The organism is Nostoc sp. GT001 (genome assembly GCF_030382115.1).
Lineage (GTDB): Bacteria > Cyanobacteriota > Cyanobacteriia > Cyanobacteriales > Nostocaceae > Nostoc.
Map to the genome: position 1 here is coordinate 2,510,745 of NZ_JAUDRJ010000003.1, position 16,122 is coordinate 2,526,866.

The following is a 16,122-nucleotide window of genomic DNA, read 5'->3' on the forward strand; positions in this document are numbered from 1 at the left end:
TTTATCGGGAAAGAAAATCTTTCAAGATTTTGAAAATTGCGATGAAATATCAGGCTGCTCTATAGGAATCTCGATCGCAAACTCTGCTCCTTTGCCAACAGACGAGGTACAGCTTATATTTCCTCGGTGTTTTTGGACGATAATCTGATAACTAATAGATAATCCTAGCCCACTACCTTTACCCACAGGTTTTGTGGTAAAAAATGGGTCAAATAAACGCGATCGCAACGACTCTTCAATACCAAGACCATTATCAGCGATCGCAATTTTGACTAGATTCAAGTCTGTTACCTCTGTATGAATCCGAATTTGGGGAGTAGGTTTTAGAGAGTAAGGAGTAGAAGATTGATTCCCCACCCCCCACTCCCCACTCCCCACTCCCTCCTCTATTGCATCAATAGCATTATTCAATAAATGCATAAATACTTGATTTAGTTCACTCGCATAACAAGTGACTAGGGGCAAGTTACCATAATCTTTCACTACAACAATTGCCGGGCGATCGGCTGCTTCCCTGAGCCGATGTTGTAACATCACTAAAGTATTTTCGATGTCTTCATGGATATTTACCCGTTTCATCTCTGCTTCATCATGCCGAGAAAAATGTTGTAGCGCCAGTACAATTTCTCGAATGCGATCGGAGCCTCTATACATTGCACCTATCAAATTTTGTAGATCCTTAATGATAAAATTCAGGTCTAAATCTTTGGCTATTTGCTGAACTTTTGGCGTGGGTTTGGGATATTCTTGCTGATAGACCTCAATTATATTTACTAGGTCTTCCACATATTGACCAGCATATTGGAGATTTCCATAAATAAAACTGATCGGGTTATTAATCTCATGAGCCAACCCAGCTACTAACTGTCCCAGTGCCACCATCTTTTCGTTCTGAATTTGTTGAACTTGAGAGGCTTTCAAGTTGTCAAGAGCCTGTTGGAGTAAAAAGTTTTTTTCTTGCAGTTTTACTTGGAGCAAACGTAAATTAATCTGATTTTCAATTCGCAACACCACTTCTGCACCATGAAAAGGTTTTGCAATATAATCTACACCACCAACATCAAATGCCTTTACCTTATCGACAACATCATCCAGGGCGCTAATAAAAATTACTGGGACTTCACTAGTTTTATCGTCAGCTTTTAGTTGTTGACAAACTTGGTAGCCATCCATACCTGGCATATTGATATCCAGCAAAATCACATCGGGCAAAACCATTTGACATGCAGTCAGTGCCATTTTACCGTTTAAGGCTTTGCGAACTTCAAAACCTTGTGCAGTCAACATCGCCGATAAAAGCCGCAAATTATCTGGGGTATCATCGACCACCAAAATATTTCTTTTCTGATGGTTAGTTTGATTAAAATGCATTATTGATCAAAAGTTATGCGTATAATTATTGAGGATAGTAAATCCTTCTTTAAAATCACCTTAAAATTTGTTGACCGATTTCACCGAAATATTTATATTTATAGTTTAACTCTCACGTGGCTGGAGAGTTTTACAAATTATCGAAGCTATTGGCCAGTTATCACCTTTGGCAATCTGATAAACTGCTGTAAGGATTATAGTAGCTAGCACTCACAGATTATCTAGCCAAGGATCAACAATTAAGTTTTTTCCAGGTGCTACTTGATAGCTACCATTGAGGTGCTGAGGTGAGCAACTCAATAACCAGTCGTTGTTCTATGGGTTTAGAAAATAAATATCCTTGAGCAAAATTACAGTTTAAACTTCTCAATTGGGCTAACTGTTCTTGTGTTTCGACACCTTCAGCGATCGCACTCATCCCCATTGAGTTGGCAATGCCAATCATTGCTGGTACTAACCCCATATTCTCTTTGTTATCCTGCATCCGTTTGACAAAGGATTTATCAATTTTGAGTGCATTCAAAGGAAAGCTGTGCAGATAACTTAAAGAGGAATATCCTGTACCAAAGTCATCCATAATTAACTTAATTTTTCGCTGTTTTAGTTGTTCAAGAATTATTTTGATTGCATCGGTATTTTCCATAATTACACTTTCGGTAATTTCTAATTCTAAATATGCCGGATTTATTTTATGTTCATAAATTATTCGGTCAATTTGTTCTACCAAATTTGGCTGTAAAAATAACCTTGCACTCAAATTGACACTCATAGTTAGAGGTTCTGGTGTCACTGGATAATGTTGCCAGATGCTTAATTGATGACAAGCTGATTGTAATACCCAAGTATTGATGGCATTAATTAAACCTGTTTCTTCGGCTACAGGAATAAATTCTATGGGAGAAATCAAACCACGAATCGGATGTTGCCAGCGCACCAAGGCTTCAAATCCAGAAATTCTACCTGTAACCAGGGAAATAATTGGCTGATAGTAAACGAGGAATTCTCGCCTTTCTACAGCCCTCCGCAGGTCATTTTCCAACTCTAAAAGCTGAATAGCTTCCTGATGCATCGCTGGATTAAAAACGTGATAGTTAGCCCTTCCTTGAGCCTTAGCCCGATACATTGCCGTATCAGCATCTCGCAGCAAATACTCTGGCCGATCGTAATCTTTATTGCCCCAACTAATGCCAATACTGGCATTCATAAATACTTCATATCTGGACAGTTGAAAAGCAAGTGATAATTGTTGCAAAATCCTTTCTGCAACTTGGATTGCTATATTGATATCTGTGATATTTTCTAAGAGAATTCCAAATTCGTCCCCACCCAATCGTGCCAAGGTATCAATAGGTATGATACATGCTTGTAAGCGTTGAGCGATGGCTATCAGCAATTCATCTCCTACCGGATGACCAAGGGAATCATTGACAACTTTGAAGCGATCGCAGTCCAAAAAAAGCACTGCAAACTGATAATTAGATTCTTGTTTCGCGCGATTTAGAGCATTTTCTAGTCGCCTAATAAATAAAACTCGGTTTGATAATCCAGTCAAGGAATCATGCAGTGCTATATCTAGCAGTTGACTTTGCAATTTCTGACGGGAATCTATTTCTTGTTGGAGTTTTTGGAGAGTTTTTTCTAGCTCTCCAGTCCGCTGTTTTACCCGATGTTCCAGTTCAACATTTAGTTTCAATATTTCTAATCGCGCCGATCTCAATGCCAGTTGATTTTGCACGCGCACTAAAACTTCTTGAAACTCAAAAGGTTTGGTGATATAGTCTACACCACCGACTTTAAAGGCTTTAACTTTGTCAAAAACATCATCTAAAGCGCTAATAAAAATTACTGGGATATCGGCTGTTAGATCCCAAGCTTTAAAGGTCTGGCAAATTTCATACCCATCTACTTCTGGCATCATGATATCGAGTAGAATCAAATCAGGTAATAATGTTTGAGTTGCTGTCAGTGCCATTTGCCAGTTTAAAGCTTTACGAACGTTATACCCTTCCCTTGTCAATATGGAGGATAAAACCCGGAGGTTATCCGCCATATCATCAATGATCAAAATATCTTTTTTATTAGGGTCTAAATGCTCGTAATTCATTCTAAGTTTGTTGTAGTCAATTCCATGATTTTCTCAAACTGGTAGTTATTTGCTAAATCCCTGAGAACTTGGAAAACTTGAGCATTATCTGATGGAATTTGCTTGAGTAACTCTAAAATCAGTTCATCGCTACAGCTGGCTGCGGCATAGTGAATCTGTTGGAGCCACTCAGGTGACATTTGTGATAAATGCCCCAGGAGTTCGGCAACACTTACAAAAATCTGTGTAGCTTGATCGACAACTACTGTATTTGTAGTTTCTAGTTGATTGGTATATTTTAAACCCAGATGTTTGCTCAGTTTTTCCAATAATACTTCCTGTTTGAATGGCTTGCGAATAAAATCATCACAGCCAATGGACAAAATTTTCTGGCGTTCTTCTTCAAAGGCGCTAGCAGTTAGGGCAATAATGATTGTATTTGTATTGGAGGGATCTGGCATTGTTCTAGAGAAGTCGTAAGGGGGAGCCAAGGCTGTTGGCCGCGATCGCAAAGTGGACGCACCAGAAGTATCATTTTCGATAACACCAGTTGTTTCTGCTGCGGAAGACTCTTTGCGTACAACTTTCAGAACCTCACCCTCGCCTGAATCGGTTAACTCTTCTCCAAGGTACTGGCTCCCCGATGACACCAGTTGTTTCAATTTTGGGAACCTCCGCGACGTATTGGCTGTCCCATGCCCGATTTCTCTAGCTTTAATAATTCTTGTAGCTTCGTAACCGTCCATAACTGGCATTCGCATATCCATAAAAATCAAGTGTGGTTGCCAAGATTCCCAACTAGCGATCGCTTCACTACCATCTGTAGCTTCGTTAACTTCAAAGCCAAGAGATGTGAGAATTTTAACTAGCAATATACGGCTTTCTTTGGAATCGTCAACTACTAGGATGCGGTATACCTTTTCACTAGGTGCTAAAGCTCTAATTTGTGATTTAATTTGGTTGATCGGGATTTCTCTGGGGCAAGTTAGAGCAATCTGAACATCAAAGGCGAATGTACTACCCACACCAGGCGTAGTGCTGACACTAATATCTCCTCCCATCAGTTGCACGTATTTACGGCTAATCGCTAAACCCAGTCCCGTCCCTTGTTGGAATTTTCTGCCGATTTCAGTTTGCTCAAAAGCCTCAAACAGCAAGTCAAGTTCTTGTGGGGCAATACCACAGCCAGTATCTTGTACCTCGAAGAAAAGAAGAGATGGATAAGAAAGATTTTGCTCCTCTTGCTCCTCTGCTCCTCTGCTCCCTTGCTCCCCTGCCCCCCTGCTCCCCTGCCCCCCTGCTCCTCGGTCACTGAGCGTAGCCGAAGTGCTGCCCCCCTGCTCCCCTACTCCCACTCTCACCCGTAGCGTCACACTCCCTTTATCGGTAAATTTAATCGCATTTCCCAAGAGGTTGAGCAATACTTGACACAATTTATTTTCGTCAGTTTCTATGTATTTAGGAATATCTGGCGCATATTCAAACAGTAATTCTAAATTTTTAGATGCAGCACGTAAGTGCAACATCTCCTCTAAGTTCTTCAACAGGTGAATTAAGTCAAAGCTGCTGGAATTTAAGGTGATTTTGCCAGCTTCGATTTTAGACATTTCGAGAATGTCGTTAATTAATTTAAGTAGATGTTCGCCAGCACGATTAATTATTGCCAAGTTTTCTTGATGTTCGCTAGATAGCGAATAATCTCGACTCATGACTTGGGTAAAACCAAGAATGGCATTGAGTGGGGTACGCAGTTCGTGGCTCATGTTAGCCAGGAATTCGCTTTTGGCGAGATTGGCGGCAGCACTTCGCGCCGCTTCCCGAACGGCTGCTTGTTGTTCTTGTGCAGCGATTTTTTGCGATTCAATCAGTTCTTCTTGGGTGGTTTGCAGTTGCTCGATAACTTGTTGGAACTCTTCAGTACGTTTTTTTACTTGAGCCTCTAAGGTGCGATTGTATTCTGCTAATAGCTTTTCTGTTTGTTTGCGTTGGGTGATATCAAAAAATGTGGCGATCGCAAAAGCCACATTCCCCGATTCATTATAAATTGGCTTTCCTAAAACCTCAATGCGAGTAATCTTGCCACAACGGCGAATTTCCATATCATCAACCCTGATGCTTTCGCCAAGCAATGCTCTCAAAATCGGTAAGCGATCGCTGGGATAAAGTTGATTTGTGCTCAGCGAGGTAAGCTTGATATATCTCTGGCAATTCTTCGACTGTAACTTCTGCGTAGACGCCTAGCGGCTTGTCGTTAGACATCGCTCCTTGACCGAGAATTTGCTGCCCAATCTGATTTGTATAATAAGGTTTACCTTCAGCATCGATGATAAAGATACCGACCGGTATGGCTTCTAAAAATTGAGTTAGCTGACTCTGATTATGAAATAGCGCCTCATTTAAAACTTGCATCTCGGCATTCTTTGCTTCTAAAGCACTAAAGGATGCTTGTAGTTGCTTTGCCATAGTTTCAAATGATTTGGCTAGTTCCCCCAGTTCATCGGAACGCTGAATATCTGGTGTTTCCTCCCATTCACCTTGAGCAATTTTCTTCGCCGATCTGTTTAATTGCAAAATTGGCTTAATTACCCAACGAGCAGTCAAAATCCCAATTCTTGTAGCTACTAAAAAAGCCACTATACACAGCAAAATAGTGATGCGGGTGTTGGCATTAATTTGCTGCATAAATTCGCCTTCGGGAATCACCGCCACAATTAGCCAATCTAAACCCAGTTCGTCCTTCCAGCTTTTTACCTGTACAAAATAACGCATTCTATCGGCGGTAAAACTTAGTTGTTGCTTGCCCACAACAAACTTAAGACTGCCAAAGCGTTCGATTAAAGACTGTGTTGTGAGTTTAATTAAAGGATTTTGACTATCTAATGCTGATAGACGTTTTCCTTTACCATTAACGATCGTATATGGTGGCTCGCTAGTAGAAGAAGCCACTATATACCCAGAACGCTCTAAAATAAAAGTTTTACCCGACTCTTTGACCTTTAACTTAGCTAAAAACTTGCCAATTTGTGACAAAAGCAAATCAACACTAATCACCCCAACGAATTTGCGATTTTTATCGTAAACAGGATAGCTGGAAGATATGGATAAAACTTCTGGTTTATCTTCCCATTGATAAATTTGACTCCAAACTCGTTTGCCGATCTTGACTGGATCTGTATACCAAGCTTCTGAGCGAGGATCGTAATTTTTAACTTCCTGTAAATGGCGGCGATTTCCCTGTTTGTCTGTAGGATAAACATAGAGTTTGCCTACACCATGCTTGGCGCTAACTTCATTAATTAAGAACTGGTCATTATCTAGACGCTCAACACCAATAAATTCACCTTTGGGATTGGCAAAGCTGTTGTAGCCAACATTGAAAACCTGCATTTGTTTCCAAAAGTAATTGCTTAGGTGGTTTGAAAGTCCGAAAGGTTGAGCAAACCTAGCTCAATTGCATCTAAGTTGATTTGATTAATTTGCTTCGGAGTTGTTAAATAGCTATCGAGATGCTGTTCAATGCGATCGCAGATTTCATTTTCTAATTGAGTAGCAAGCTCCCTTACCGCTTTTTGGCCGTTTTGATACGAAAGATAGCCCACAAGTCCCACCGCGCCACAAATTTGCAAGATAAAGGGCACAATCAGAACATATCTCAGGGGCATCTTGGCATAAACTTTGCCAACTAAGCGATTAAATGATTTGACGGGCTGAAGTTTGGATAACATTGTAGTTTTATTCTTCCCCAGCATCTACTAGGTGCATTTTGCCGTGCTAGCTACATTCTATATAAGTATAATTACGGCAGACATCGCTCTTTATGAAAATTTTATATTTTTAGTATAAAATAGTACGAAATACTTATAATTGTTTGACTGGCTGACTTCCTCCAACGCCTAATTTTCAACCTTTGTACAGGAGTAGTCCACTATATAAATCGTCAACGTGGGTACGCGATCGCACCTGAATTTTCTCAGTTTTATCTGGCGATATTTCCACAAATTTTCTCAGATGAACTGAAATTTAACCAATAAGCTCCAGTATGCCATTCTAAAATTCAGGTTGCCATTAGCACCTAATCTTAAATTTAATTTTTAATTGCTGACGTGTTGATTTTCTGGTCTGGAAACCCCTGGACTTGTACAATAACTTATATTTAATTACAGCAATTTTAGAATTGTTATGCAAATACACAGCATAAACAAAAAAAATCCAAGAAAATTTACTTTGTATTTTCTATTTTTACAAAATATTAACTTTGTTCTACATTTGTGTCAACTTCATCACCGATTTGTAAAATTTTTCCGGCTGATGATGGGGGTAGTTGAGTATTGATACTCAATCGATAAAAGTGATTAAAAGGCGATGAAGCAACCCAATTTGGCAAAGTTGCTTGTCGCTGGGTTGTAAAGATTTTTTGAAAGTTTGGGTAAGCTTCCCCTAAGTAAGAATTGCGTGTTGGGACTATACAACGCTGACATGGGTTAACCCCAAAAAAGTCTACATCTCCCACTCGAAAAAAGACTAAATCACCTTGTTCGCTAAATAGCCGATCTTCCCAAAATGCTGGGACGCCATCGATCTCGATGTTGGCACGCATCCGACGGCGCATTTCATCTACACTTAAACCAGGAAACCAAGAAGCGACCTCTGCCAATGTGGCCGTACTAATTACCGTTGGGCCAAGTGAGTGTGTATCGTCAGGAAAACCCATCAAAGAGTTTTGTCCCAATGTGACAGCAAACTCAAAATAATCACTCAAAGCTGCCTCTAATGCTTGCCGTTCCTCATCCAGATGAAAAATTTGTTCTAAGTTGCGATCGGGGATTTGCAACGAGATAGTTCTATTTAAGAGTGCAAATTGTGCCCTTATTAAATGGATTTTAGCATGACGCTTGCCATTGACAAATCTACCTTGTTCGTCAAAAATGGCAAACTCGCGGTCATACTGTAGTGCGCCACTGGCAAGAACTCTAGCGCTCTCAACTTCAACACCATCCAGTGATTTAACTGGATACAGTAAAATCTTAGCTAGGTAAGGTGTCACGTCGCTTTGCTCCGAATTCAAAATTCAAAACTTGTACTGAGCTTGTCGAAGTATTCAAAATTCAAAATTCATCCTTTTCGTTTTCGGTCATAGCAATATTTGGATTTGAGATTTGGCGAAAAGTCGCAGTATCTCGCAAAGAGCGAACTAAAATTTTCAAGACGGATTTTGGATTTTAGATTGGTGATTTAGTAGTCCCCAATCTAAAATCTAAAATTCTTTTGTTAATGAGCTATTTGAGCAATATTGTTTGTTAATTATGGATATACTGGCGATTTATCGATGCCGCCAACATGATTTAAAGGCCAGAAGCGAACTACAGCACGTCCAATAATATTCTGGCGGGGGACAACACCCCAGCAGCGACTATCATAACTACTGTTACGATTATCACCCAGTACTAAATATGAATCGGCTGGTATAGTCTGGGGTTTGGCTAAAAAAGGTGGCTGTGGCCCTGATTGGCAAACATCAATAACCGTAGTCTGCCCAGAACCGAGGTAATTGGCTTCTGGGAGAGGTTTGTTGTTGATATAGACTTTGCCATCCTTAAGTTGTATTTTTTCTCCAGGTAAGGCAATTATACGTTTAATAAAAGCATCTTGATATTGTTCTTTTTGCAGCTCTTTCGTCGGGGAAAATACTACTATGTCTCCCCGCTGCGGATCGGCAAATTTATACTTCAACTTATCGACAATAATTTTGTCTGCCTCCCACTGGTTTGGTGTACCATGCAAAGTCGGTTCCATTGAACCAGAAGGAATCCAGCGTGCTTCAGCAACAAAGGTACGAATTCCTAGAGCTAGAACAATACTCAATACAATTGTTCTACCTAGCTCTGCGATCCAAGAATTATCGGGTTGTTGACTAGAGTTGTTATCAGACACTTGATTATGCATGAAATTACTTAACTTGACGAAAGATGTAGGTAATTAACTCACCTAGTGAGACTTTATCTGTTAATCTTAACGGGAAAATTTTAATTTCCTAGTTATGTTTGCATCTTGACTACCAATTTTAGATTGTGGATTGGGAAGGAGGCAGGGGGCAGTGTTTCGACTACGCTCAACAACTAAACAGGGCGTAGGAGGTTTGAATTTAGATGAGGCTTCTATATGAGACGCTCTCGCGTTCACCCCTATCTAATTCCAGTTCACCAAATCGGAGATTTTGTGGGGGATTTAAACTCCTGCTGCCTCTCTTGTTAAAAATAAACTTTTTTTTAAGGCGCGGCAAAAATTGGTTACTCCGATCGCGAATAAGTTTAACCTAAAAGCATGGTTCTCTGTAATACATAGCTCGCTGTTTAAACTTGGTTATCCCTATGTCATCTCCAAAAATGTTACTGATTCGCCGCGCTCGCATAATCTTACCCAATGGTGAACTGATGGTTGGAGATGTGTTGACGCGCGATCGCCAAATAGTCGAAGTTGCGCCAGAAATCTCCCAAACAGCACTAGCCACTGAAATTGACGCAGAAGGCTTAACTTTGTTGCCAGGAGTTATCGATCCGCAGGTGCATTTCCGCGAACCTGGATTAGAACACAAAGAAGATTTATTCACCGCCAGTTGTGCCTGTGCTAAAGGGGGAGTCACTTCTTTTTTAGAAATGCCCAATACGCGCCCCCTAACTACGACACAACAGGCTTTAGACGACAAGCTAGAACGGGCCTCACACAAATCCTTAGTTAATTATGGCTTTTTTATTGGGGCGACAGCAGAGAATTTACCAGATTTGCTTTTAGCAAAGCCAACACCGGGAATTAAGATTTTCATGGGGTCGATGCATGGTCAGTTGTTGATTGATGGTGAAACAGCATTGGAGGCGATATTTGCTAAAGGCGATCGCTTAATTGCCGTTCATGCTGAAGACCAAGCTAGAATCAACCAACGCCGCCAAGAATTTGCCAACATTCACGATCCAGCTGTTCACTCGCAAATTCAAGATAATCAAGCGGCGTTGCTGGCAACCCAACTAGCATTAAAACTTTCTCAAAAATATCAACGTCGGTTGCATATTCTTCACATGTCAACTGCTGAAGAAGCAGATTTACTGCGTCAGGAGAAACCGAGTTGGGTGACAGCAGAGGTTACGCCACAGCATTTATTGTTGAATACTAGTGCATATAAAACGATTGGCACATTAGCACAGATGAATCCACCTTTGCGATCGCCCCACGATAACGAAGTTCTCTGGCAAGCTTTGCGCGATGGCGTGATTGATTTCATTGCCACAGATCACGCGCCACATACCTTAGAAGAAAAAGCTCAAGAATATCCCAATAGCCCTTCAGGAATGCCTGGAGTGGAAACTTCCCTCGCTTTGATGTTAACTGCGGCAATGGAGGGCAAGTGTACCGTTGCTCAAGTTGTGAACTGGATGTCTAAAGCTGTAGCTGTGGCTTATGGTATTCCTAATAAGGGAGCGATCGCCCCTGGTTACGATGCCGATTTGGTGCTTGTAGATTTAAATACATACCGCCCAGTCCAGCGTGAGGAACTTTTAACCAAATGCCATTGGAGTCCCTTTGAAGGCTGGAACCTGACTGGCTGGGCTAAAACCACCATTGTCGGCGGTGAAATAGTTTATGACAAAGGCCAGGTAAATACGCAAGTGCGGGGTCAAGCTTTAACTTTCTTGTAGCAAATATTTATTTAACCTTACTAAAACCCTGAATTTACAGCAACTACATAAGATATATTCCTCCCCAACCTTCATGCCAGATTGTGCAGGTGGGGTATTTCTGTACCTCACAACGTAGAAATTTGCTGGATTTCTAAGTGTTTCAAGTTAAATCATCACAAAGATGCGATAAATCGCCGTCTCTACGAAAGATTGACTATTGTAGAGACGGCGATTTATCGCGTCTCTTGCCTTAATCGAACAGTGTTGAGGGAGGCGGAGCCTCTAGGACGGAATTTCCAGTCGAAGACTGGGAATGAAACAATATCTAAAAGCTGCTTCTAAGATGGCTTTCACGTTAAGTTAACACCAATCCTAGGCATACCCCCTCTACGCAAAAGCAAGCTATACGTAGTGTCTCGTAGAGAAGGCACTTCATTAAAAAAAACTTAGGTATTCTTCCAGTCGGATAAGTCGGATAAGTCGGATAAGAGTAAACAAGCTAATGGAACCGTATTGTGATTCATCTCATGATGCTTGTCCACAGAAAAATAATCAAAGAGAATTGCTTATGTCCTTCAGAATTTTGGCTTTAGACGGTGGCGGTATTCGTGGAGTTGTTGCAGCACGAATACTTCAACAAGTAGAACAAGAAATTAGAAATCAGGGAAAAGGAGAGTTTTTACACGAATATTTTGACATGGTTGCTGGTACTTCTACTGGTTCAATATTAGCAGGAGGAATTGCTCTCGGAAATGAGAGCGATGAACTCATTAGAATGTATAAAAATAGAGGTAAAGATATATTCCCTCTGGAGATCAAAGAGCGCTACAAAAACTTTCCGTCCATCATCAAATCAATTATTGAGGTATTTTCTCCATCTAAATATTCTCATGATGGAATTACTAGCGTACTCAAAGATGCCTATAAATCCACAAGAATCAAGGATATCGAAAAACCCATTCTTTTGATTCTTGCTTACGATACGCTATATCGCAACACCACCTTTTTTACAAATTGTCATCCCGATTTAGGAGACAGATGGTACGATGACTGCTATTTATGGGAAATATGTACCGCTTCTGCCTCAGCGCCTACTTTTTTTCCACCATATAAATTAGAACCTGTAGATAAACAAAAATTTGGTGACTGGGAATTTCCACACATTGATGGAGGAGTTTCTGCTAATAACCCTGCTCTTGCAGCTTTGAGTTTAGTGATGAGGATTAGTCAGTCTTCAGTATCTCCAGAAATCAAGCAACAATATAAACTAGATAATCTGCGATTGGAAGATATTTCTATTCTTTCTATTGGCACAGGTCAAACTGGTCAACCATATCAATATAAGCAAATCAGCAAATGGAGAGGCTTAGACTGGATCAAAAATCTTACTAACATATTCATGGAACCTACATCTGAGATTGATAGTACGATTTGCCGACAAATTATGGGTGGATATGAGTCTAAACGTTACTTACGTCTTCAGTTTGACTTAAATGAGACATTTAAACCTAAGCCAAAAGAGACTTATAAAGATCCTCGCATTGTCTTACCTCCAGAAGAGCGGAAAAATAAATTTACAGGGGAAAAAGTCACTGAAGAAATAGATAATACTAATTCCGAGATTCTTCAGCAGTTAATAGATACTACCTCTGCATTCATCGATCAGGGTCTTACGTATTACACCAGAGACGATTCCGGTTCTCCGATAAAAAAGGCGATCGCATCTTTTATTAAAGATAACTAGCGAACTGTGTCATTATTTACAACTGTCTACAATTGGATGGGTATTCAAACCCCAACCAATTGATTTTTACATGCCGTTCAAGACTTTTTCTGGCTCGTTGCATCAGCTTAGATAATCAAGGAGCGATGCCTACGGTGGTCACTGAGCCTTGCCGTTCGCGGAGCGTCTCGTAGAGAAGTGCGGTAAACTACGCACGTAAGCTCTAGCAATAACTGCCTTCTTTGATAAATTCTAGAAATTGTATTTAATTTACTAATTAAAATTTGCTTTTCTGATAAAGTTTAGTAAAGTCAAGCTTTACCTCTTCTTTGTACTACTACTATCACATCGTAATAATACCTAAGTTTTTTAATTAGTAATTAACGAGGAGAAGATATAAAAAATCTTTTAGCAACAAAATAGAATGTGTAATTCAATACATTTTTCTCAGCCCTGTTTTGTGTTGTTGCCGCAGTATTTACCGAATCTTTTCCATGAGAACTGAGGCAGAGAAAATAATATGTTTTTAGACATTTTAGCTAGCCTGCAACGGTTATTTGTTGGTTATATTCCAGCCGCTGTATTGGGTAGTTTTATCGGATATTTTATCGGGATAAATAGCATGGTTTATCAGCTATTTCGGCTGATATTTCAGATACCTCATAGTATCCCTCCTATCGCTTTGCTACCTATTGCTCTCATCGCGTTTCAAGAGAGCGACTCGGCTGCTATTGTAGTAGTTTTTCTGGGGACTCTTTGGACGATGATTATTAATACAGCAATAGGGATGCGGCATTTCAAGAGACAGAATAATAACTTTCGAGTAGCTATTTTTCATATATTTCATGCGTTGAAAGTTAGTATTTGGGTAGCCTGGTTTATCGTTATTGCCACAGAAATGTTAACAGGCCCAAGAGGACTTGGCTTCACCCTCTGGGATGCTTATAAAGCTGGCAATACTGATTACATAATCCAGGAAATCTTATACATCGGTATTATTGGATTTTTGCTGGATCAGTTACTAGATTTCGCAGCCTATCTTCTCTCGCAAATGGTTTCAGATGGGAAAAAATCTTCTTAAACTTTATCGAACAGTATTCAGGAGTCAGGAGTCAGAATTCAGAATGAATTGTGTACGACACTTCGACAGGCTCAGTGCATCGCTGGCGGGTAGCGCAGCTTCTTGATTCTGAATTTTTCTTTTCTAGTACAACACGGTGGAAATAAACCACCCATTCCAAATCAATGAAATGCTAATGCTGTATTCATTTTTAATTTTTAATTTTTAATTCCGCCTTGCGGATTGCACCCTGCCAGCTAATAGTTTGCTTGGCAGAACGTATTCCTAAAGAACGAGTTGCTACGACTTCAATATCAACGTTGACACCAGGGCGTAAAGCTTCGTCAGGAATTTTGAGCTTGCCCAAAGCTAGAGTAAAACGGTTGTAGTCACGAGTCACAAGTTCGGTGGGAATATCCCCTTCAAATTCAGTTTTGTAGCCAGAAAAACCATGCGAGCTATCTTGGGCGCGGAATTTGACGCGAAACTGAGTATTAATGGCATCAGACTTGGCTGCCAAATCGACTATTTTTAAATTGAGATTTTGTCCGGCATCGGCAAATTCTGCCACAGCTAACCGAGTGACATCTTTTTTGGGAATGGCATGGTTAACGGTAAATGTTGTTAAGTTAGCCTCACTTTTGCTGTTACCTTCAACCCATAATTCCTCAGAAAAAGTAATTTCTACTTGTTTGTTATCAGTTAAATTTAGCGTTACAGCTTGATTGCCAAAGCTGGTAATGGGTTGTCTTTCTTGCCAAACTATTTGAAAAGCCTCTTCTAGACGCTGTTCAAACTCTCGATAATCATCGGCGATCGCAGAACCAGGCGCAAGTAGAGAAGCTGCGCCTATGCGTTGATTCCACTTATTCTTGGAGAGTTTGAACTGTTTGTTTATCAGTTCCGAAATTGCTAGCTGCACAGTTGGAGTATCAGCTGCCAAAGGTTCCTTGCTATTGACAATACTCAAAGTTCCTAAGCGCCCTTGGCTACCATCACTACCATCGCTGCCATCTCGCCCATCGCTACCATCGCTACATCGATAAACCTTTTCGGTACACTTATAATCAGGGCTACCAGGAGTTCCCTTGCAGGTTTTTACTTCCCATCTCCGTCTGTGACAGTTACAACCCTCCGTACCTTTGCCACCTCTACCACCGCGCCCACCTTCCCCACTAGTTGCCTGGACAGAAATATTCCGTAATTCTGCCAAATTGTTGTAATACACTGTGAGGGAACCACCATTTCCCCCATCTCCTCCTTTGCCACCATTACCACCGTTACCACCATCTGGTGCATTTATATCATGGCTGACGCGATTGCCGCGTTGGGAACCACAGTCAGGTTGATAACCATCTTCCCCGTCTTCCCCGTCTTCACCATTTTTACCCGACAAGTCAAGATTTACAGGTGAACCATTGACAAAAATATTTTGGTTTTCACCGCTGCTACCATCCCTACCCGATCGCCCATCGGTTCCTGCACGTCCATCTCTGCCATAATCTCTGGCTAATTTATAGTATTCGTCAGAGGCAACGGCTGGACATAAAACTGAACCAGAGGCAGGCAAAAAGCTAGTAAATAAGCAGAATGTCAGCAGTAGTGGCAGCTTACTCCTAAAACCATTGTGCATCTACTTACACCTAAAACTTTAGTTGAATTATCTAATCCTGACCGAAGAATTACTAATTCGTAATTCGTAATTCGTAATTCGTAATTCGTAATTCGTAATTCGTAATTAATAAATTCTGGATATAGCGGTTCTCGGTTAAGTGAGTTACAAGAACCCCACCCCCAACCCCCTCCCCGCTCTTCGAGCTACGGTGTACACACAAGTCTATATCTTTCTTTATTAATGAATCTCGCACTGTGTTTTGATCCCGCCTCGGAATGAATTCCGAGTCTCATAGCCCAAGTCCACTGAAAGTGGACTGAATTAATTATTTAGTCCACTTTCAGTGGAGTTTCGCTATCAGCCCTGAACTTCAGTTCTGGGCGGGATATGGGTGGGCGTGACAGTTTCACTGTAGAGGATTTTTCGACTTGTGTGTACACCGTAGGCTCTTCGAGAGGGGACTAGAATGTACCTTTTATGATTAGGAAACGCTATATAAGCCCCTTAATTTATTAATGGAAAAAAACAATTTTTTCCGCATTTTAGCCCCCGGCTTCAGCCGTGGGGTAAATAATTACGAATTACGAATTATAAATTACG

Annotated in this window: 11 protein-coding genes; 3 read left to right on the forward strand and 8 right to left on the reverse strand. The window is 40.7% G+C overall.

Translation table 11 applies throughout. The annotated features are described in order from the left end of the window. Positions 1-21 precede the first annotated feature (21 nt). From QUD05_RS13580 to lepB, 7 genes are all read right to left on the reverse strand, one after another. A complete protein-coding gene (locus QUD05_RS13580) occupies positions 22-1,371 on the reverse strand; it encodes a hybrid sensor histidine kinase/response regulator (RefSeq protein ID WP_289796518.1) in 1,350 nt (449 codons plus the stop codon). A 268-nt stretch (positions 1,372-1,639) separates the two neighbouring features. Next, positions 1,640-3,475, reverse strand: coding sequence for a GGDEF/EAL domain-containing response regulator (locus QUD05_RS13585; protein ID WP_289796519.1), 1,836 nt, complete (start codon positions 3,473-3,475; stop codon positions 1,640-1,642). Then, the gene (locus tag QUD05_RS13590; RefSeq protein WP_289796520.1) at positions 3,472-5,553 is read right to left on the reverse strand and encodes an ATP-binding protein; all 2,082 of its coding nucleotides are present in this window, start codon (positions 5,551-5,553) and stop codon (positions 3,472-3,474) included. Before QUD05_RS13590 ends, QUD05_RS13585 begins: the two co-directional genes overlap by 4 nt. A gap of 4 nt (positions 5,554-5,557) precedes the next feature. After that, entirely contained in the window at positions 5,558-6,841 is a 1,284-nt protein-coding gene (locus tag QUD05_RS13595; RefSeq protein ID WP_289796521.1) for a cache domain-containing protein, read from the reverse strand. 20 nt (positions 6,842-6,861) lie between these two features. Beyond that, a complete protein-coding gene (locus tag QUD05_RS13600; protein ID WP_289796523.1) occupies positions 6,862-7,179 on the reverse strand; it encodes a hypothetical protein in 318 nt (105 codons plus the stop codon). A 524-nt stretch (positions 7,180-7,703) separates the two neighbouring features. Continuing rightward, the gene (locus tag QUD05_RS13605) at positions 7,704-8,498 is read right to left on the reverse strand and encodes an MOSC domain-containing protein (RefSeq protein WP_289796524.1); all 795 of its coding nucleotides are present in this window, start codon (positions 8,496-8,498) and stop codon (positions 7,704-7,706) included. Between the two features lie 257 nt (positions 8,499-8,755). After that, positions 8,756-9,397: a signal peptidase I gene (gene lepB / locus QUD05_RS13610; RefSeq protein ID WP_289796525.1), complete on the reverse strand. Its 642-nt coding sequence runs from the start codon at positions 9,395-9,397 to the stop codon at positions 8,756-8,758. A 425-nt stretch (positions 9,398-9,822) separates the two neighbouring features. Here lepB and QUD05_RS13615 point away from each other — a divergent pair, with 425 nt between their 5' ends. The 3 genes from QUD05_RS13615 (at position 9,823) to QUD05_RS13625 (ending at position 13,928) form a co-directional block, all read left to right on the forward strand. Beyond that, positions 9,823-11,142: a dihydroorotase gene (locus QUD05_RS13615; protein ID WP_289796526.1), complete on the forward strand. Its 1,320-nt coding sequence runs from the start codon at positions 9,823-9,825 to the stop codon at positions 11,140-11,142. A gap of 484 nt (positions 11,143-11,626) precedes the next feature. Beyond that, positions 11,627-12,868 (forward strand): patatin-like phospholipase family protein, encoded by a 1,242-nt coding sequence (locus QUD05_RS13620; protein WP_289796527.1) that lies wholly within the window; start codon positions 11,627-11,629, stop codon positions 12,866-12,868. A gap of 499 nt (positions 12,869-13,367) precedes the next feature. Continuing rightward, the gene (locus tag QUD05_RS13625) at positions 13,368-13,928 is read left to right on the forward strand and encodes an ABC transporter permease (RefSeq protein ID WP_289796528.1); all 561 of its coding nucleotides are present in this window, start codon (positions 13,368-13,370) and stop codon (positions 13,926-13,928) included. Positions 13,929-14,118: 190 nt separating this feature from the next. On the opposite strand, the gene QUD05_RS13630 is transcribed toward QUD05_RS13625, so the two are convergent. After that, the gene (locus QUD05_RS13630; protein WP_289796529.1) at positions 14,119-15,540 is read right to left on the reverse strand and encodes a collagen-like protein; all 1,422 of its coding nucleotides are present in this window, start codon (positions 15,538-15,540) and stop codon (positions 14,119-14,121) included. Positions 15,541-16,122 lie beyond the last annotated feature (582 nt).

Excerpts from the sequence above, each read along its gene's own strand:
- QUD05_RS13580 (WP_289796518.1), bottom strand. The coding sequence starts at position 1,371 with ATGCATTTTAATCAAACTAACCATCAGAAAAGAAATATTTTGGTGGTC.
- QUD05_RS13630 (WP_289796529.1), bottom strand. The coding sequence starts at position 15,540 with ATGCACAATGGTTTTAGGAGTAAGCTGCCACTACTGCTGACATTCTGC.
- QUD05_RS13585 (WP_289796519.1), bottom strand. The coding sequence starts at position 3,475 with ATGAATTACGAGCATTTAGACCCTAATAAAAAAGATATTTTGATCATT.
- QUD05_RS13590 (WP_289796520.1), bottom strand. The coding sequence starts at position 5,553 with ATGGAAATTCGCCGTTGTGGCAAGATTACTCGCATTGAGGTTTTAGGA.
- QUD05_RS13595 (WP_289796521.1), bottom strand. The coding sequence starts at position 6,841 with ATGCAGGTTTTCAATGTTGGCTACAACAGCTTTGCCAATCCCAAAGGT.
- QUD05_RS13620 (WP_289796527.1), top strand. The coding sequence starts at position 11,627 with ATGGAACCGTATTGTGATTCATCTCATGATGCTTGTCCACAGAAAAAT.
- QUD05_RS13600 (WP_289796523.1), bottom strand. The coding sequence starts at position 7,179 with ATGTTATCCAAACTTCAGCCCGTCAAATCATTTAATCGCTTAGTTGGC.
- QUD05_RS13625 (WP_289796528.1), top strand. The coding sequence starts at position 13,368 with ATGTTTTTAGACATTTTAGCTAGCCTGCAACGGTTATTTGTTGGTTAT.
- lepB (WP_289796525.1), bottom strand. The coding sequence starts at position 9,397 with ATGCATAATCAAGTGTCTGATAACAACTCTAGTCAACAACCCGATAAT.
- QUD05_RS13615 (WP_289796526.1), top strand. The coding sequence starts at position 9,823 with ATGTCATCTCCAAAAATGTTACTGATTCGCCGCGCTCGCATAATCTTA.